This is a genomic window from Pseudomonas sp. Larv2_ips, from assembly GCF_963879675.1.
Taxonomy (GTDB): Bacteria; Pseudomonadota; Gammaproteobacteria; order Pseudomonadales; family Pseudomonadaceae; genus Aquipseudomonas.
Window position 1 is genome coordinate 233,811 of the sequence record NZ_CAWOAW010000006.1, and the last position, 18,147, is coordinate 251,957.

The 18,147-nt window shown below is 62.3% G+C and carries 15 protein-coding genes; 11 read left to right on the forward strand and 4 right to left on the reverse strand.

Going from position 1 to position 18,147, the window contains the following annotated elements; genetic code table 11:
* Window positions 1-177: 177 nt before the first annotated feature.
* On the forward strand, window positions 178-990 hold the full coding sequence (gene lgt, locus AACV02_RS02440; protein WP_056857664.1) for a prolipoprotein diacylglyceryl transferase: 813 nt from the start codon (window positions 178-180) through the stop codon (window positions 988-990).
* A 54-nt stretch (window positions 991-1,044) separates the two neighbouring features.
* A complete protein-coding gene (locus AACV02_RS02445; protein WP_106575719.1) occupies window positions 1,045-1,878 on the forward strand; it encodes a thymidylate synthase in 834 nt (277 codons plus the stop codon).
* A 141-nt stretch (window positions 1,879-2,019) separates the two neighbouring features.
* Here the strand turns inward: AACV02_RS02445 and cadR are convergent, their stop codons facing one another.
* Entirely contained in the window at window positions 2,020-2,469 is a 450-nt protein-coding gene (gene cadR, locus AACV02_RS02450; protein ID WP_119737395.1) for a Cd(II)/Pb(II)-responsive transcriptional regulator, read from the reverse strand.
* An 85-nt stretch (window positions 2,470-2,554) separates the two neighbouring features.
* Here cadR and AACV02_RS02455 point away from each other — a divergent pair, with 85 nt between their 5' ends.
* From AACV02_RS02455 to AACV02_RS02485, 7 genes are all read left to right on the forward strand, one after another.
* Complete coding sequence (locus tag AACV02_RS02455; RefSeq protein WP_119737397.1) at window positions 2,555-4,849, forward strand: heavy metal translocating P-type ATPase; 2,295 nt, start codon at window positions 2,555-2,557, stop codon at window positions 4,847-4,849.
* Window positions 4,850-4,865: 16 nt separating this feature from the next.
* Window positions 4,866-5,729 (forward strand): LysR family transcriptional regulator, encoded by an 864-nt coding sequence (locus AACV02_RS02460; RefSeq protein ID WP_119737399.1) that lies wholly within the window; start codon window positions 4,866-4,868, stop codon window positions 5,727-5,729.
* 235 nt (window positions 5,730-5,964) lie between these two features.
* Window positions 5,965-7,029 carry a putative 2-aminoethylphosphonate ABC transporter ATP-binding protein gene (locus AACV02_RS02465; protein ID WP_106575715.1) on the forward strand — a complete coding sequence of 355 codons (1,065 nt, stop codon included), beginning with the start codon at window positions 5,965-5,967 and terminating at the stop codon, window positions 7,027-7,029.
* A gap of 1 nt (window position 7,030) precedes the next feature.
* Window positions 7,031-8,737, forward strand: a complete 1,707-nt coding sequence (locus AACV02_RS02470) for a putative 2-aminoethylphosphonate ABC transporter permease subunit (protein WP_119737401.1) — start codon at window positions 7,031-7,033, stop codon at window positions 8,735-8,737.
* Window positions 8,738-8,759: 22 nt separating this feature from the next.
* Window positions 8,760-9,782: a putative 2-aminoethylphosphonate ABC transporter substrate-binding protein gene (locus AACV02_RS02475; protein WP_119737403.1), complete on the forward strand. Its 1,023-nt coding sequence runs from the start codon at window positions 8,760-8,762 to the stop codon at window positions 9,780-9,782.
* Between the two features lie 126 nt (window positions 9,783-9,908).
* Window positions 9,909-11,042, forward strand: coding sequence for a TIGR03364 family FAD-dependent oxidoreductase (locus AACV02_RS02480; protein WP_119737405.1), 1,134 nt, complete (start codon window positions 9,909-9,911; stop codon window positions 11,040-11,042).
* Complete coding sequence (locus AACV02_RS02485) at window positions 11,042-11,596, forward strand: phosphonate degradation HD-domain oxygenase (protein ID WP_119737408.1); 555 nt, start codon at window positions 11,042-11,044, stop codon at window positions 11,594-11,596. Before AACV02_RS02480 ends, AACV02_RS02485 begins: the two co-directional genes overlap by 1 nt.
* On the opposite strand, the gene AACV02_RS02490 is transcribed toward AACV02_RS02485, so the two are convergent.
* Both AACV02_RS02490 and AACV02_RS02495 read right to left on the reverse strand, forming a co-directional pair.
* Entirely contained in the window at window positions 11,593-12,960 is a 1,368-nt protein-coding gene (locus tag AACV02_RS02490; RefSeq protein WP_119737410.1) for a GTPase/DUF3482 domain-containing protein, read from the reverse strand. The two genes, AACV02_RS02485 and AACV02_RS02490, sit on opposite strands and share 4 nt — an antisense overlap.
* Window positions 12,953-14,332: a DUF2868 domain-containing protein gene (locus AACV02_RS02495; protein WP_119737412.1), complete on the reverse strand. Its 1,380-nt coding sequence runs from the start codon at window positions 14,330-14,332 to the stop codon at window positions 12,953-12,955. Before AACV02_RS02495 ends, AACV02_RS02490 begins: the two co-directional genes overlap by 8 nt.
* 69 nt (window positions 14,333-14,401) lie before the next feature.
* On the opposite strand from AACV02_RS02495, the gene AACV02_RS02500 reads away from it, so the two are divergent.
* The gene (locus AACV02_RS02500) at window positions 14,402-14,914 is read left to right on the forward strand and encodes a dihydrofolate reductase (protein WP_119737415.1); all 513 of its coding nucleotides are present in this window, start codon (window positions 14,402-14,404) and stop codon (window positions 14,912-14,914) included.
* Between the two features lie 85 nt (window positions 14,915-14,999).
* Here the strand turns inward: AACV02_RS02500 and AACV02_RS02505 are convergent, their stop codons facing one another.
* Window positions 15,000-16,391 carry an L-cystine transporter gene (locus AACV02_RS02505; RefSeq protein ID WP_106575707.1) on the reverse strand — a complete coding sequence of 464 codons (1,392 nt, stop codon included), beginning with the start codon at window positions 16,389-16,391 and terminating at the stop codon, window positions 15,000-15,002.
* Between the two features lie 241 nt (window positions 16,392-16,632).
* Here AACV02_RS02505 and AACV02_RS02510 point away from each other — a divergent pair, with 241 nt between their 5' ends.
* On the forward strand, window positions 16,633-17,691 hold the full coding sequence (locus AACV02_RS02510) for a phosphorylcholine phosphatase (protein ID WP_106575706.1): 1,059 nt from the start codon (window positions 16,633-16,635) through the stop codon (window positions 17,689-17,691).
* The last annotated feature ends 456 nt before the right edge of the window (window positions 17,692-18,147 follow it).

Genomic DNA, 18,147 nt, shown 5'->3' on the forward strand with positions numbered 1-18,147 from the left:
GACAAACGCGGGCGTTCCATCGTATCGAAGTTGGGCCGCACGCCTTCCATCCGTTAACATGCGGGGCTATTGGGCGCGTGTGAACTTCTTAATTTGAAATAGCGGCTGTAACGCAGGCTTAATCGCACACCGGCATGGTCCGGTGCGCCATGACTAATGATTTAACGAGGAGTCGCAATGCTGCCTTACCCGCAGATCAACCCGGTGGCCGTGGCCATCGGTCCGCTGCAAATCCACTGGTACGGGTTGATGTACCTGATCGGCATCGGCGGTGCCTGGCTGCTGGCTTCCCGGCGCCTGAACCGTTTCGACCCGACCTGGACCAAGGAGAAGCTCTCCGACATGGTGTTCTGGATGTCGATGGGCGTAATCGTCGGCGGGCGGCTCGGGTATGTGCTGTTTTACGACCTGCCAGCCTATATCGCCAACCCGACGCTGATTTTTGAGGTGTGGAAGGGCGGCATGGCGTTCCACGGCGGCTTTGTCGGCGTGATGATCGCCGCGTGGTGGTTCGGCCGCCGTAACGGCAAGTCGTTCTTCCAGCTGATGGACTTCGTCGCGCCGTTCGTGCCGATTGGCCTGGGTGCCGGGCGGATCGGTAACTTCATCAACGCCGAGTTGTGGGGCAAGCCGACCGACGTGCCGTGGGCCATGGTGTTCCCGCCATTCAGCGACCCGGCGCAGTTGCCGCGCCATCCGTCGCAGCTCTACCAGTTCGCCCTGGAAGGTGTGGCACTGTTCCTGATTCTGTACATCTTCTCGCGCAAGCCACGCCCAACCATGGCCGTGTCGGGGATGTTCGCGCTGTTCTACGGGATCTTCCGCTTTATCGTCGAGTTCGTGCGCGTGCCGGATGCACAGCTGGGCTACCTGGCGTGGGGCTGGTTGACCATGGGGCAGATTCTCAGCATGCCGATGATTCTGGCGGGCCTGGGCCTGCTGTGGTGGGCTTACAACCGTCCGCAGGGCATCAAGAACGCCGCGCTTTAAATTCGAATGCCGAGGCTTTTGCAGAGCCTCGGCTTCTACGCTACGGGTACTTACATGAAGCAATATCTCGAACTACTGAACGACGTCGTGACCAATGGATTGACCAAGGGCGATCGCACCGGCACCGGCACCAAGGCTGTGTTCGCCCGTCAGTATCGGCATAACTTGGCCGACGGCTTTCCGCTGCTGACCACCAAGAAGCTTCACTTCAAAAGCATCGCCAATGAATTGATCTGGATGTTGAGTGGCAACACCAACATCAAGTGGCTGAACGAAAACGGCGTGAAAATCTGGGACGAGTGGGCCACCGAAGACGGTGACCTGGGCCCGGTGTACGGCGAGCAGTGGACCGCCTGGCCGACCAAGGACGGCGGCAAGATCAACCAGATCGACTACATGGTCGACACGTTGAAGAACAACCCCAACAGCCGTCGCATCCTGTTCCACGGCTGGAACGTCGAATACCTGCCGGACGAAACCAAGAGCCCGCAGGAAAACGCGCGCAACGGCAAGCAAGCGTTGCCGCCGTGCCACCTGCTGTACCAGGCATTTGTGCATGACGGCCATCTGTCGATGCAGTTGTACATCCGCAGCTCCGACGTCTTCCTCGGCCTGCCATACAACACCGCCGCGCTGGCGTTGCTGACCCACATGCTGGCCCAGCAATGCGACCTGATCCCGCACGAGATCATCGTCACCACTGGCGACACCCACGCGTACAGCAACCACATGGAACAAATCCGCACCCAGCTGGCGCGTACGCCGAAGAAGCTGCCGGAGCTGGTGATCAAGCGCAAACCGGCGTCGATCTACGACTACAAGTTCGAAGACTTTGAAATCGTCGGCTACGACGCGGACCCAAGCATCAAGGCTGACGTGGCCATCTAAAGACTGTCTTGGTCTTAATGGATGGGCTTGTGTGGGAGGGGGCTTGCCCCCCGATGGCAGTCTGTCAGTCGCCCACCGGGTGACTGAACCACCGCTATCGGGGGCTTGCCCCCTCCCACATTGGGTCGGTGTTCACTTGAGTTAATGGCCGTGGCTTCTGCCCACGTGCGAAGGCTCAGCCTCGCTGGCCGCCACACTGCCGCTGACCTCCAGTCGCTGCAAAATCGCGCATTGATCCAATCCCGGCCCACCGCCGCAGCGTTGGCGCAGGTCCAGCAACTGTTCCTGTAACGCCAGCAGTCCATCGATCCGCGCTTTCACGTGGTGGATATGCTCATCAATCAACGCATTCACGCTTTCGCATTGGTCCTGGGGGCTATCGCGTAGCCCGAGCAGGCTGCGGATTTCTTCGAGGGTCATGTCGAGGCTGCGGCAGTTGCGGATAAAGATCAGCCGCTCGGTGTGCGCCTGGGTGTACACCCGGTAGTTGGCGTCAGTGCGCGCAGGTGGCGGCAGCAGGCCTTCCTTCTCGTAATAACGGATGGTTTCCACCTGACAGTCGGTCAGTTTGGCCAATTCACCGATCTTCATCGCAGCAATCTCCAAATGGGTGCTTGACCCTATAGTGGCTACAGGGTCTTTACTTGGCAACAGGCACCTTTACGGACGCGACAGAATGAGCGATTCCATCCACACCCCCAAAAAGCATGATCACAAGCACGATCATGACCATGACCATGACCATAGCCATAGCCACGATCACGGCGCCAAACTGACGCCGGTCAAAAAGCACGACCACGCCAGCCACGGCGACACGTGCTGCTCCAGCAAGGCAGCGCCTGCCGTGGTCACGTTGAGCGAAGCGCCGACTGCGGGCTCGCGCTTGAGCACTTTTCGCATCGAAGCCATGGACTGCCCCACCGAGCAGACGCTGATCCAGAACAAACTGGGCAAGCTCGCCGGCGTGCAGCAGCTGGAATTCAACCTGATCAACCGTATCCTCGGCGTCACCCATGACCTGCCGAGCACTGCGCCGATCATCGACGCGATCAAATCCATCGGCATGCAGGCCGACCCCATCGAAGAAGGCGCCCCCGCCGCCGCGCCGCCGGCCAAGAAACACTGGTGGCCGCTGGCGTTGTCCGGCGTCGGCGCGCTGGGCGCTGAAGTGCTGCATTTCACCGGTGTAGCCCCGACGTGGGTGATTGCACTGGTGGCGTTGGTGTCGATCCTCAGCGGCGGTCTCACCACTTACAAAAAAGGCTGGATCGCGCTCAAGAACCTCAATCTGAACATCAACGCGCTGATGAGCATCGCAGTCACCGGCGCGATCCTGATCGGCCAATGGCCGGAAGCAGCGATGGTGATGTTCCTGTTTACCGTCGCCGAGCTGATCGAAGCCAAGTCCCTGGACCGAGCGCGCAATGCCATCAGTGGCCTGATGCAGATGACCCCGGAACAAGCCACGGTGCAGCAAGCCGACGGCGGGTGGATCGAACAAGAAGTCAAAAGCATCGAGCTTGGCGCCATCGTGCGGGTTAAGCCCGGCGAGCGCATCGGCCTGGACGGTGAAGTCACCGCCGGCCAATCCACCATCGACCAAGCGCCGATCACGGGTGAAAGCCTGCCGATTGAAAAGGGCGTGGGCGATAAAGTCTTCGCCGGCACCATCAACCAGGCCGGTTCGCTGGAATACAAAGTCACCGCAGCGGCGAACAACTCAACGCTGGCGCGCATCATTCACGCCGTGGAACAGGCCCAAGGCGCTCGGGCGCCGACCCAGCGCTTTGTCGACACCTTCGCCAAGGTTTACACCCCGGCGGTGTTCTTGTTTGCCCTGGGTGTGGCGATTATCCCGCCGCTGTTCATGGCGGGCGTGTGGTTCGACTGGATCTACCGCGCCCTGGTGCTGCTGGTCGTCGCGTGCCCCTGCGCGTTGGTGATCTCCACCCCGGTGACCATCGTCAGCGGCCTGGCCGCGGCCGCGCGTAAAGGCATCCTGATCAAAGGCGGTGTGTACCTGGAAGGCGGTTACAAGCTCGACTACCTGGCCCTCGACAAAACCGGCACGATCACCCACGGCAAACCGGTGCAAACCGATTACCTGGCGCTGTTTCCCAATATCGAAGACAGTGCGCCGGCCCTGGCTGCCAGCCTGGCCGGGCGCTCGGACCACCCGGTGTCGTTGGCCATCGCCAATGCGGCTGTGGATAAAAACCTGCAGAGCCACGTTGTGGATAACTTCGAGGCCCTGGCCGGGCGTGGCGTGCGCGGCGATATCAACGGTGAAACCTATCACTTGGGTAACCACCGCCTGGTGGAAGACCTTGGCCTGTGTTCACCCGAGCTTGAAGAAAAGCTCTTCGCGCTGGAGAAACAAGGCAAGTCCGTGGTGTTGCTGCTCGACAAGTCCGGGCCGCTGGCGTTGTTCGCCGTGGCCGACACGGTTAAGGACAGCAGCCGCGAAGCCATCCAGCAACTGCACGACCTGGGCATCAAGACCCTGATGCTCACGGGCGACAACACCCACACCGCCCAGGCGATTGCGGCTCAGGTTGGTATCGACCAGGCGCAGGGCGACCTGTTGCCCACCGACAAACTGCAAGCCATCGAGACCCTTTACGGCCAAGGCCACCGCGTGGGCATGGTCGGCGACGGCATCAACGATGCCCCGGCGCTGGCCCGCGCCGAGATCGGTTTTGCCATGGCCGCCGCCGGTACCGACACCGCCATCGAGACCGCCGACGTGGCCTTGATGGACGATGATTTGCGCAAGATCCCGGCTTTCATTCGGCTCTCCCGGCAAACGTCGAGTATCCTCAAGCAGAACATCGCCCTGGCGCTGGTGATCAAGGCGATCTTCCTCGCAGTCACCTTCCTCGGCATGGCGACCATGTGGATGGCGGTGTTCGCCGACATGGGCGTAAGCCTGCTGGTGGTGTTCAATGGCCTGCGCCTGTTGCGCAAATAATTGATGTGAGGGTGGTGTGCTGAGTGCCGAGTTAAAGGCGTTTTTTATGGTCGCCCGCCTGGGCAGCATTACCCAGGCGGCGAAAAAACTCGGGCTGAGCCAGCCCACGGTGACTACCCAGATTCGCAACCTGGAAAGCCAATACGGCGTTGAGCTGTTCTACCGTGGCGGGCGCCGCCTCACCGTCAGCGACGACGGCGCGCGCCTGCTGCCGATGGTCAAGGCGCTGTTGCAGCAGGAAGCCGACATCGAGTTCTTCCTGCGCAACAACGGACAGGTCCAGGGCACGTTACGGATTGCCGCAACGGCGCCGTATTACATCCTCGACCTGGTCAAAGCCTTTCGCGAACGCCTGCCGCAAGTGGAGGTGTCGGTAGAAATCGGCAACTCCCAGCAGGTGCTCGAAGCGCTGGACGATTACCGCGTCGATGTCGCCGCGTCCTCCCAACTGCTGGAAGACCCCCGCCTGATTCGCCGCGTGCTCGGCACCGATCCCTTGGTGTTGGCGGTGCACCGCAACCATTCCTTGGCCAAGCTCGATCACGTGCCGCTCAATGCGTTGGCCGGGCATACCTTGCTGATGCGTGAAGCAGGCTCCACCACGCGGCGGCTGACCGAAGAAATGCTGCAGGGCGCCGGCGTGAGTTACGGGCCGCTGCTGGAGATTGGCAGCCGTGAGTCGATTCGCGAGGCGGTGCTGCGCAATATCGGCATCAGCATCATCGCTCGTCAGGAAGTGCCTCATGACCCGCAGTTGCGCGTGCTGACCATCGAGAACGCGCCGCAGATTCCGGAGTATTTGTACTGCCTCAAGGAACGAAAGTCGGCGCGCCTGCCGGCTGCGTTTCTTGGGTTGGCGCAGGAAATGTCGCCACTCTGAGATTTGCTGTGGCATTGCAATCGCCATCGCAGGCAAGCCAGCTCCCACCTTTGAATGCGTTCACAAATCAAAATGTGGGAGCGGGCTTGTCCGCGATGGCGTCAGCCCTGACGACACAGTCTCCAAATCCTACCCAAATCCACCAATACCACTATCACCGCGTTTTGCCTTCCTGCCACACCAGGTACGCATTGCCCACCTAGCATGGCCTTCATCAGTTTGATGAGGTGCCTCCATGAACACAGCCCTGACCCACCCCGGCGCGCCAATGACGGTGCGCGGTATCCAGAAACGCTTCGGTGCCTTCACTGCGCTGGACAATGTGTCCCTGGACGTCGCCGCCGGCGAGCTGGTGTGCCTGCTGGGCCCGTCCGGTTGCGGCAAAACCACCTTGCTGCGCTGCATCGCCGGCCTGGAACGCCAGGACAGTGGTGAGCTGCGCCTGGGCAACCGCGACGTTTCCCTGCTGCCACCGCAGGCGCGGGACTACGGCATTCTGTTTCAGTCCTACGCACTGTTTCCCAACCTTACCGTCGAGGCGAACATCGGCTACGGCCTCACCGGCAGCGGTCGCGATGAGGTGCGCACGCGTGTTGGCCAGATGCTCGAACTGGTCGGCCTGCTGGGCAGCGAAAAGAAATACCCTGGCCAACTTTCCGGCGGCCAGCAACAACGCGTCGCCCTGGCCCGTGCCCTGGCACCGGCGCCATCGCTGTTGCTGCTCGACGAGCCCATGTCGGCCCTTGACGCCCGTGTGCGCGAGCATTTGTGCACCGAGCTGCGCCAGCTGCAGCGGCGCCTGGGTATCACCACACTGATGGTCACCCACAATCAGGACGAGGCCATGCTGATGGCCGACCGCATTGCCGTGATGAACAACGGCAAGGTTGAGCAATACGCCACGCCCCAGGAAATCTACGACCGCCCGGCCACGCCGTTTGTGGCCGAGTTTGTCGGCCAGGGTAACTGGCTGCCGTTCAGCCGCAACAGTGCGAGCCATGCCCAGGTTGGCGGGATGAACATGCGCCTGGCCGACGATGCTGGCATGGCGAAATCCGGGCGCTTGTTCTGCCGCCCGGAAGCCATCAGCGTCAACCCGCCGGTGCATGAAGAAAACCTGTTCCCGGCCAAGGTTCGCGAGATCACGTTTCTTGGCAACCGCTGCCGCATGCGGTTTGAACTGGAACAATTGCCCGGCCACGCGCTGCTGGCTGAGTTGGCCCCGGAAGCCATGCCACGCCTGGGTGCCCAGGACATCTGGGTCGCCTTGCCGCCGCGCAGCCTGCAGGTGTTTGCCTGAGATGGCGGCTGTGATGACACTGCCGCGCCCGGTATCGCGCGCCGAAAACGGCGACCGTATTTTTGTGCTCGGCGGCAAACTGCTGTGGCTGGTGCTGCTGGGTGTCGCCGTATTGCTGCCATTGCTGGCGATCTTCTGGCGCGGTTTCAGCAGTGAAGCCGGGCAGGGCGGCGGTCTTGCTGCGGCGCGGGAAATGCTGACGAGCGCTAACTTCCACTGGCTGCTGGGCAATAGCCTGAAAGTCTCCCTGAGCGTGGCGGCCATCGTCGTACCGCTGGCCTACCTCTTTGCCTACGCCCTGCAACGCACGCTGATTCCCGGCAAAGCGATGTGGCGTGGTCTGTCACTGCTGCCGTTGATGGCGCCGTCGATGCTGCCGGGAATTGCGCTGGTGTACCTGTTCGGCAACCAAGGCCTGTTGCGCGGTGTGCTCTCGGACAATATCTACGGCTTCTGGGGCATTGTTCTGGGCGAGGTGATCTACACCTTCCCACACGCTTTGATGATCCTGCTGTCGGCTCTGTCGCTGGCGGATGCGCGGCTTTTCGATGCGGCATCGAGCATGGGCGCCAGCCCCGCGCGGGCGTTTCGCAGCATCACCTGGCCGGCCACGCGCCAAGCGGTGTTCGCCGCGTTTTGTCTGGTGTTCACCCTGACCATCACCGACTTCGGTGTGCCCGTCGTGGTCGGCGGCGATTATCAGGTGCTGGCGCTGGAAGCCTACAAGGCGGTGGTCGGCCAGCAACAGTTTGGTCGCGGCGCGTTGATCGGCATGGTGTTGCTGCTACCGGCGCTGTTCAGCTTTGGCGTCGATGCCTGGCTGCGCCGTCGGCAGGGCGATGCCATGAGCGGCCGCGCCCAGGTGTTCCAGCCGGCACCCTCGCGGCTGCGCGATGGTTGCTACCTGGCCATTGTGTTGCTGATCTGCGCGGTGTTGCTGCTGGTATTCGGCATGGCGGTGTACTCCTCGCTGGTGAAATTCTGGCCGTACAACCTGTCGTTGTCGCTCAACCACTACCAGTTCGAAGACACGGCCGGCGGCGGTTGGCTGGCCTACCGCAACAGCCTGACCATGGCGCTGTGCACGGCGCTGATCGGCAGCGTGTTGATCTTCACCGGCGCCTACCTGATGGAAAAGACCAAAAGCCAGAAGGGCCTGAACCTGGCGCTGCGCATGCTCAGCTTTGTGCCGATGGCCGTGCCGGGCTTGGTGTTGGGCCTGGGCTACGTGTTCTTTTTCAATTTGGTCGGCAACCCGCTGCATGTGTTCTACGGGACTATGACCCTGTTGGTGGTGTGCACCATTGCGCACTATCTGACCACCGCGCAGATGACCGCGACCACGGCCTTGCGCCAGCTGGACAGCGAATTCGAAGCCGCCGCGCTGTCGCTCAAAGCGCCGCTGTACCGCCACTACCTGCGTGTCACCGTGCCGATCTGCCTGCCGGCGCTGCTGGACATCGTGCGCTACCTGTTTGTGTCGGCGATGACCACCGTGTCGGCCGCAATCTTCCTTTACAGCCCCGACACCATCCTCGCCGCCGTCGCCGTATTGAACATGGACGACGCTGGCAACGTGGGCGGTGCGGCGGCCATGTCGACCTTGATTCTGTTCACCTCGGCCGGCGTCTCGCTGCTGCTGGCGTGGGCCTCACGTGGCGCACTGCGTCGCTCACAAGCCTGGCGCCAGACCGCGCCCGGCCAATAAACATCCTTGAAGGAGGTGCTCCATGTTCAAGCCCCTGGCGCTGGTCGCTGTTGTACTCACCGCATTCAGCCTGAATGCCTTCGCCAAGACCGAGCTGACTGTGTACACGGCCCTCGAAGCCGAGCAGTTGAAGACCTACAAACAGGCCTTCGAAAAGGCCAATCCCGACGTCGAGATCAAATGGGTGCGCGACTCCACCGGCATCATCACCGCCAAGCTTTTGGCCGAGAAAGACCGCCCGCAAGCCGACGTGGTCTGGGGCCTGGCTGCCTCTAGCCTGGCGATTCTCGATCAGCAAGGCATGCTGGATAACTATGCGCCGAAGGGCCTGGACAAGATCGGCAAAAACTACCGCGACGCTGCCAACCCGCCGGCGTGGGTCGGTATGGACGTGTGGGCCGCAACCATCTGCTTCAACACCATCGAAGCCGAGAAGCAGGGCCTGACCAAGCCGGTGAGCTGGCAAGACCTGACCAAGCCTGAGTACAAGGGCAAAATCGTGATGCCCAACCCGGCCTCTTCCGGTACCGGCTTTTTGGATGTCAGTGCCTGGCTGCAAACCTTCGGCGAGAAGCAGGGCTGGCAGTACATGGACGATTTGCACCAGAACATCGGCCAGTACGTTCACTCCGGTTCCAAGCCGTGCAAGCTGGCGGCTTCGGGTGAGTTCCCGATTGGTATTTCCTTCGAATACCCCGCCGTTCAACTGAAACGCCAGGGCGCGCCGCTGGACATCATCCTGCCCAAGGAAGGCCTGGGCTGGGACATTGAAGCGACTGCTGTGATCAAGGGCACTGCCCACGCCGATGCGGCTAAAAAGCTCGCGGACTTCTCCGCCAGCGCGGCGGCGATGGACCTGTACAAAGACAATTTTGCCGTACTTGCCCAGCCCGGTATCGCCAAGCCGCAGACCGAATTGCCCGCCGACTATGAGCAACGCCTGATCAAGAACGACTTCGCCTGGGCTTCGAAAAACCGCGACAGCATCCTGACTGAATGGCGCAAGCGCTATGACGGCAAGTCCGAGAAGGTGGCCGGTCAGTAAGATTTTCGTTAGGGCTGATGGCCTCTTCGCCGACAAGCCAGCACCCACATTTGACGGTGTTCATAAATCAAAAATGTGAGAGCTGGCTTGCCGGCGATAGCGGCGTCGAATTCAGGACACCATTTAATGACACAACACAGCGACTTATTGATCATCGGCGCCGGCATCCTCGGCCTGTCCCACGCCTACGCCGCCGCCAAGCGCGGCCTCAAGGTCAAGGTCTTCGAGCGCAGCGCCACGCCGCTCGGCGCCTCAGTGCGCAACTTTGGCCAGGCGCTGGTCACCGGCCAACCGCCGGGGCCGATGCTCGACCTGGCCCGGCAAAGCCGTGATATCTGGGGGCATTGGGCGCAGGTGGCCGGCCTGCAGCTCAAGCGCAACGGCTCATACCTGTTTGCGCGTACAGAGGCGGAAGAACATCTGTTGGAGGCTTTTTGCGCCGGTCGTGCGCAGGCTTACGGCTACAACGTCGAACTGCTGCAAGGCGCCGCGATGAAGGATCTATATGGCGGCCAGTTCGGCCATCACCGCGCTGCGCTGCATGGCAAAGATGATCAGCAGTTGTATTCGCGCGAAGCAATTCCGGCGCTGATCAACTACCTTCGCAGCGAATTGAAGGTGGAGTTTCATTTCTCCACGCTGGTGCGCGACGTTGAGCCCGGCCACGTGCACACCACGGCGGGGAGCTTTCGTGGCGAGCAGGTCATCGTGTGCTCCGGCCATGACTACCAAACCCTGCTGGCGGAATCGATCGCCGAACTCAACCCGAGTGTCTGTCGCCTGCAAATGCTGCGCGCCCGCCCCGTCGTTAACCTGAACCTGCAACACGCGTTACTCACAGGCCTCAGTTGCGTGCATTACGGCGCCTTCGCCGATTTGCCGGAAGCTTCGCCCGTGCAGGCGCACATCCTGCGCGATTCACCGCATTTGCATGAACACGGCATTCACTTGCTGATCAGCCCGACGCCTTATGGCGAACTGATCATCGGTGATTCCCATGACTACGGCCGCGATGCCTCGCCGTTCAATACCGAGCAGGTCGATGACTGGATGATCGAACTGGCGCAGCAGACCCTGGGTTGCAAGGTTCAGGTGGTGGAGCGCTGGCAGGGCGTGTATGGCGCGCGTGGACCGGGGCCGTTTTCGTTCCTGCGCGTAGCACCGGGCGTGAGCGCGGCGTTGATGCACACCGGCGTGGGCATGAGCGTCGGGCCGGCGATGGCCGAACGAAACATCAGCACAATGTGGGGTGAGGCGTGATGAACCCGGAACAGGCGATTGCCGAACTCTTCGGCCTGTACGATCAACATGGCACGGCCGACTACATCGGCGAGCCGGTGTCGCAGATCGAGCACATGTCCCAGGCCGCACAGCTGGCGATGGCTGAGGGCTTTGACGATGAAGTGGTGCTGGCGGCATTTTTCCACGACATCGGGCACCTCTGCGGCCAGGGCGGCGAGAACATGGGCGGCTACGGTGTGGTCAGTCATGAGCGGCTGGGCGCGGATTATTTGCGCCGCGCAGGGTTCAGCGAACGCATGGCCAGGCTGGTGGAGTATCACGTGCAGGCCAAGCGTTACCTGACCTTCAGCCAGCCGGACTATTATGCCCGCTTGAGCGAAGCCAGCCGCCGCACCCTGGGTTACCAGGGCGGCGTGATGAGCGCCGAAGAAGCCCAGGCGTTCGAACAGGACCCGCTTTGTTCGGTGAGCCTGCGCATGCGCCACTGGGATGAGCAGGCCAAGGACATGCACGTGCCGGTGCTGGACCTTGAAGTATTGAAGGCCAAGGCCCGGCGACTGCTTGCGGCTTAGCGTTCATCCAGGCGCAGCGCCAGCGCCTCGACCTGTTCCTGGCGCTCGGCCTGGCTGAGTTTGGCGTGAGGGTTGAGGGACGACCATTGCGGGTGCGCGCGGGCTTTATGCAGCGCGTCCGGCAGCTTGCCCTCGCGCCAGGTTTTGTCCTGGGGCGTGTCGACGTTGATGCTGTGCATCGCCGCATGGCCACGCAGGTTCAAGGCCTTGAGCAACTGGCGCTGGCGCAAGGCGAGCAGGCGCAGCACGCTGTCGTCGACGGTCAGCTCGCGATGGCCTTTGATCTTGCCCAGCAGACGGCTGCCGTAGCTGCGCGCGGTTTGCAGCGCACCGCCGGCAATCGCACCGGCAATCGCGGCGACGCCCAGGGTCAGGCCGCCAACCAGCAAATCCACGCCGGCCCCGGCGGCCGCGCCTGCGGCGATCCCACCGCCGACGCGTACGCCAAGTTGCTTGAGGGTTTCGGGGTTGAACAGGTCATCGCCCCAGCGGCCGTCGAGCAGCGGCAAGTCGCTGGCGGTGGCGTCCTGCGGGCGAAAGCCGAAGAGTTTGAGCAGGGCTTCCACGCATTTTTGTTCGCGCTGGCGCACGGCCTTGCGTAAATCGCTGATGGCTTGCTGTTCATCCTCAGTGACCACGCTGCGCCGGCACGCCGCGCAGTCGATCAACAATTCGGCGATCAACCGCGCGGCGCTCAGCTGGCGGGCCTGGCGCTGGGCTTGCTGATCGAGGATCAGCCGTTCCAGCTGCGGCCGCGCATTCTCCAGCAGCAGGGCCAGGCTTTCATACAGGCGACGCTCCCCGTCTTCCGGCGGTGCGACGCTGTCGAACCGCACCAGCGCGTGCAGGCCCAGGCGGGCCAGGGCTTCGCGCCAGTCGGGTTCGCGGTGGTTGCTGCTGCTGACAAAATTGAGCACCGGCAGCAGCGGCTTGCCGCAACTGGCCAGCACTTGCAGCTCGTCGCGGTACTTGGCCAGCACCGGCTCGCGAGCGTCGATCACATACAGGCCGGCGTCGCAGGCCAGCAGTTGGCGCAACACCTTGGCCTCTTGTTCGAAACGCTGGCGCGCTTCGCTGCCTTCCAGGAAACGCGCCAGGCGTGCCGGCCCGTCCAAGCGCTCGCCGGGGCGATCCAGGCGCTCCAGGTAATCGAGCAGGGCAATCGCATCTTCCAGGCCGGGCGTGTCGTACAGCTCCAGCAAGGCTTCGCCGTCGACCGACAACCGCGCGCCTTCCACATGCCGCGTGGTGCTGGGGCGATGGGAGACTTCGCCGAAGCCGACGTCACGGGTCAGCGTGCGCAAAAGCGACGTCTTGCCGACATTGGTGTGGCCGACCACGGCCAGTTTCAGCGGTTTAGTCATGACCGGTCTCCAGCCATGTGAGCGGCGCGCAGTCGGCGAAGGGCAGTTCGAGTTGGTGCAACGCGGCGTGCCAATCGCCAAGGCGCTCGGCGTCCAGCGCCTGGCCGGGCGGTGCCTGCAGCAGCCACACGCGGGTGGCCGTGGCGCTGCGTGCCAGTTCGGCGATCAGCGCCAGGCTGCCACGGTCAGGCGAGCGACGAGGGTCGCAGGCGATGGCCAGGCGTGCGGGTGGAAAGCGCGTGAGCTGTTCCAGCAGTTTGTTGCGCGATTCGCGGCTGTCCAGAATGCCGGCGTTTTTGATGCTCGCCGGTAGTTTGGGCGGCCACGGGTACTGATCATCGAGTTCGATGGCCACCAGCAAGGCGCCGTCGCTCTCCAGTTCGCTGACGCCGCCGCTGACGTGGTGCAGCTGTTCAGGCGCTGCATCATTGACACCGAGCCGCTCGCTGCTTGGCATCAGGCGTTCGCGCAACGCGCTGTAGCCGGGCAGGTTGAGGTCCAGGCGCAGGGCGGCGCGCCCACGTTTCCAGCGCCACAGGCACAGCAGCGCGAGGATCAACCGCGGCAGCAGGCCGTACACCAGCAGCACGCCCACCAGCCAGGCGGCCCAGGCCTGCCGTGCGCTTTCGATATTCAGGGCGGAGTCGCCGCTGGCGCGGATCATGTCGACGGTCGGCACGTTAAAGCCCAGCAGCGCGGGCAGGCTGCCGAGGGCTTGGGTGACGGCGACAAACGTGTCGGCGCCCAGGATGGTGGTTTCCCACACAAAACCGTAGCGTCGGGTGGCCAGCAGTGTCAGCAAAATCACCATGGCACTGAGCAATGCCAGCAGCCACAGGCTGTTGACCAGCACACCCACTGCCCAGCGATTGAGTTTGTGGCGTTGCAGCAACAGCAGCAGCGCCGGCGCCAACTGAGCCGCCTTGGCATCACGCGCGAATTTTTCGCTGAGCCACAGCCACAGGCGGCCGAGGCTGGCGCTGTGCTCGCCGGCAAACGCCAGGCCCAAGGCCCAGCTCAGCAGCAGAATCAGGTTCAAACCGAGCAGACTGCCCAGCGCCCAGAACACATTCACCGGAGTCAGGCCGTTACCCAGCGCAGCAAACGCCAGGCCGGCGCCGCTGATCACCGCGACCACGGCCAGCAGCACCAACGCCAAACGGGCGCCTTGCAGCCAGCGGGTGAGGGCGCCGGTCAGTCCGTCGCGCTCGGCCAAGTGCAGGGCGCGCGCCTGAATGCGCGTCGGCAAGTCGCCGCCGGCCGTGCGGGCCAGGCGGTTAGCTTCCAGGTCTTCGAGTGGGCCGGCGTGTTCTTCACGCAGGCGCACGGTTTCTGTCAGCCAAAGGGTGTGCAGGGGAGTCAGAGCAGTCACGCGCCATCCTGTTGAGCAAGTGAGGTTGGAGCATAACCGCAGACTCGCAGCTCTGGTATTCTCGTCGCCATGAAAAAAACTCTCCCTTTAAGCCTGATCGCAGCCCTCGGTGAAAACCGCGTGATCGGCGTCGACAACAGCATGCCCTGGCATTTGCCGGGGGATTTCAAATATTTCAAGGCCACCACGCTCGGCAAGCCGATCATCATGGGGCGCAAGACCTGGGATTCCCTGGGCCGACCGTTGCCGGGGCGCTTGAACATTGTGGTCAGCCGTCAGACCGATCTTAAGCTTGAAGGTGCGCAAGTTTTTCCGTCGCTGGCTGCGGCGGTGGAACGGGCTGAGGCCTGGGCGCTGGAGCAGGGCGTGGATGAGCTGATGCTGATCGGCGGTGCGCAGTTGTATACGCAAGGGTTGGAGCAGGCGGATCGCCTGTATCTGACGCGGGTGGCGTTGAGCCCGGAAGGGGATGCGTGGTTTCCCGAGTTTGATCTGAACCAGTGGAAGCTGGTGTCGAATGTCGAGAACCCGGCCGAGGGCGATAAGCCCGCGTACAACTTCGAAGTCTGGGAAAAAGTCTAAAAGCATCGGGGGCAAGCCCCCTCCCACACTTGATCGCGTTCACTCGGTCAACTGTGGGAGGGGGCTTGCCCCCGATAGCGGTCTATCAGGCTTGCGCTAACTCCGCATGCTCATCGGCATTCAGCAACGCTTTATCCGTCTGCCCCATGATCTGGCTGGTAATCGCACCCGCCGTCATCGAACCGTTCACGTTCAGCGCCGTACGGCCCATGTCGATCAGCGGCTCCACGGAAATCAGCAGCGCCACCAGTGACACCGGCAAGCCCATCGCCGGCAGTACGATCAGCGCGGCAAAGGTCGCGCCGCCGCCAACACCGGCCACACCGGCCGAGCTCAAGGTCACAATCGCCACCAGGGTCGCGATCCACAGTGGGTCCAGTGGGTTGATGCCTACGGTCGGTGCAACCATCACCGCAAGCATGGCCGGGTAGAGACCGGCGCAACCGTTCTGGCCGATGGTGGCGCCAAACGAGGCGGCGAAACCGGCAATTGATTGCGGGATACCCAGGCGGCGGGTCTGCGCTTCAATGCTTAGCGGGATGGCGGCTGCGCTGGAGCGGCTGGTGAAGGCAAAGGTCAGCACCGGCCACACCTTGCGGAAGAAGCGCAGCGGGTTGACCCCGGCCAGCGACAGCAGCAGGCCGTGCACCACAAACATCAGGCCCAGCGCCAGGTACGACACCACCACAAAACTGCCGAGCTTGATGATGTCTTGCAGGTTGGAGCCGGCGACCACTTTGGTCATCAGCGCCAGCACGCCGTAGGGCGTCAGCTTCATCACCAGGCGCACCAGACGCATCACCCAGGCTTGCAGGGTGTCGATGGCGTTGAGCACTTTCTGGCCTTTTTCCACGTCGTCCTTGAGCAGTTGCAGTGCGGCAACCCCGAGGAACGCAGCAAAAATCACCACGCTGATGATCGACGTCGGCTTGGCCCGGGCCAGGTCGGCAAACGGATTGGCTGGCACGAACGACAGCAGCAACTGCGGGATATTCAGGTCGGCGACCTTGCCTGCGTAATCGCTCTGGATCACTTGCAGGCGCGCCATTTCCTGGGTGCCGGCCACCAGCCCTTCGGCGGTAAGGCCGAACAGGTTGGTCAGGCCGATACCGATCAGCGCCGCAATCGCTGTGGTAAACAGCAGCGTGCCGATGGTCAGGAAGCTGATCTTGCCCAGGGACGAGGCGTTGTGCAGACGCGCCACGGCGCTGAGGATCGAGGCGAACACCAGCGGGATCACGATCATTTGCAGCAACTGCACGTAACCATTGCCGACCAGATCAAACCAGCTGATCGAGGCTTTAAGCACCGGGTTGCCGTCGCCATAAATCGTGTGCAACGCCGCGCCGAACAGCACGCCGAGCACCAGCGCAAACAGGACCTTTTTAGCGAGGCTCCAGTGGGTGTGACGCGTTTGTGCCAGGCCCAAAAGCAGGGCCACGAACACCAGTACGTTGAGAATCAGGGGCAGATTCATTGAAGCTCCGTTGAGAAGGCAGCCAATCGCGTGGGCCTGCGATTGCGAACCGGAAATCCTAACAGCTTGAAATATATTGATTTAATACCGATATGGAATGGTGACTGTCGTTTTTGGAATAAGCGTTTGACGCTCAGGCACACGCTCTTGGCGCAATCACGACGCAAGCGGTCGTGCTCGGGCGATAACTGTCACACAGATTTGTTAGCGTCGATGTCTTTCACTCAGGGAGAAAACGCTTATGAAGCTCGCGCCAACACTACTGGCCGCCGCCTTCTGCTTGGGCCTCGCCAGCCAGGCATTTGCCGCCACCGAGTTAAAGCACTGGCCGGCGCCTGCCGCCGAGCAACTGAACAAGATGATCGCCGCCAACGCCAACAAGGGTAACTTCGCGGTGTTCGACATGGACAACACCAGTTACCGTTACGACCTCGAAGAGTCGCTGCTGCCGTACCTTGAGAACAAAGGCCTGATCACCCGCGACACCATGGACCCGTCCCTCAAGCTGATCCCGTTCAAAGACACCGCCGACCACAAGGAAAGCCTGTTCAGCTACTACTACCGACTCTGCGAAGTGGACGACATGGTCTGCTACCCGTGGGTTGCGCAGATTTTCTCCGGCTTCACCCTCAAGGAACTCAAGGGCTACGTCGACGAGATGATGGCGTCGGGCAAGCCGGTGCCGGTCACCTATTACGACGGTGACGTGGTCAAGACCATGGACGTGCAGCCGCCGAAGGTCTTCACCGGCCAGGCTGAGCTGTTCAACAAACTGATGGAAAACGGCATCGAGGTGTATGTGATGACCGCCGCGTCCGAGGAGTTGGTGCGCATGGTCGCCGCCGATCCCAAGTACGGCTACAACGTCAAACCCGAGAACGTCATCGGCGTGAGCACCTTGCTCAAGGATCGCAAGACCGGCGAGCTGACCACTGCGCGCAAACAGATCGCCGCCGGCAAATACGACGAAAAAGCCAATCTCGGCTTGGAGCTGACCCCGTACCTGTGGACCCCGGCGACCTGGATGGCCGGCAAGCACGCAGCGATCCTCACCTACATTGATGAGTGGAAAAAACCGGTGATCGTGGGCGGCGACACCCCCACCAGCGACGGCTACATGTTGTTTCACGATGTGGACGTGGCCAAGGGGGGCGTCCACCTGTGGGTCAACCGCAAGGATAAATACATGACCCAACTCAACGGCATGATGGCCAAGCACGCAGCGGCCCAGGCCAAGGAAGGGCTGCCGGTGACGGCGGACAAGAACTGGGTGATCGTCAAGCCGGACGAGATTCAGTAAGACCGAGCCGCCTGCTTCGCGAGCAAGCCCGCTCCCACATTCGACCGCATGCTCAAGCCGGAACCCGATCAACCGTGGGAGCGGGCTTGCCCGCGAAGGCTTTGTGTCAGGCCCAACACGAGGCGGCTGACCCACCGCGATCGCAGGCAAGCCAGCTCCCACATTCAACCGCATGCTCAAGCCGGAACCCGATCAACCGTGGGAGCGGGCTTGCCCGCGAAGGCGGTGTGTCAGGCCCTGCATGAGTCAGCTGACCCACCACTATCGCAGGCAAGCCAGCCCCCACATTCAACCGCATGCTCAAGCTGGAACCCGATCGACTGTGGGAGCGGGCTTGCCCGCGAAGGCGGTTTGTCAGGCCCTACATGAGGCGACTGGCCCACCACTATCGCAGGCAAGCCAGCCCCCACATTCAACCGCATGCTCAAGCTGGAACCCGATCGACTGTGGGAGCGG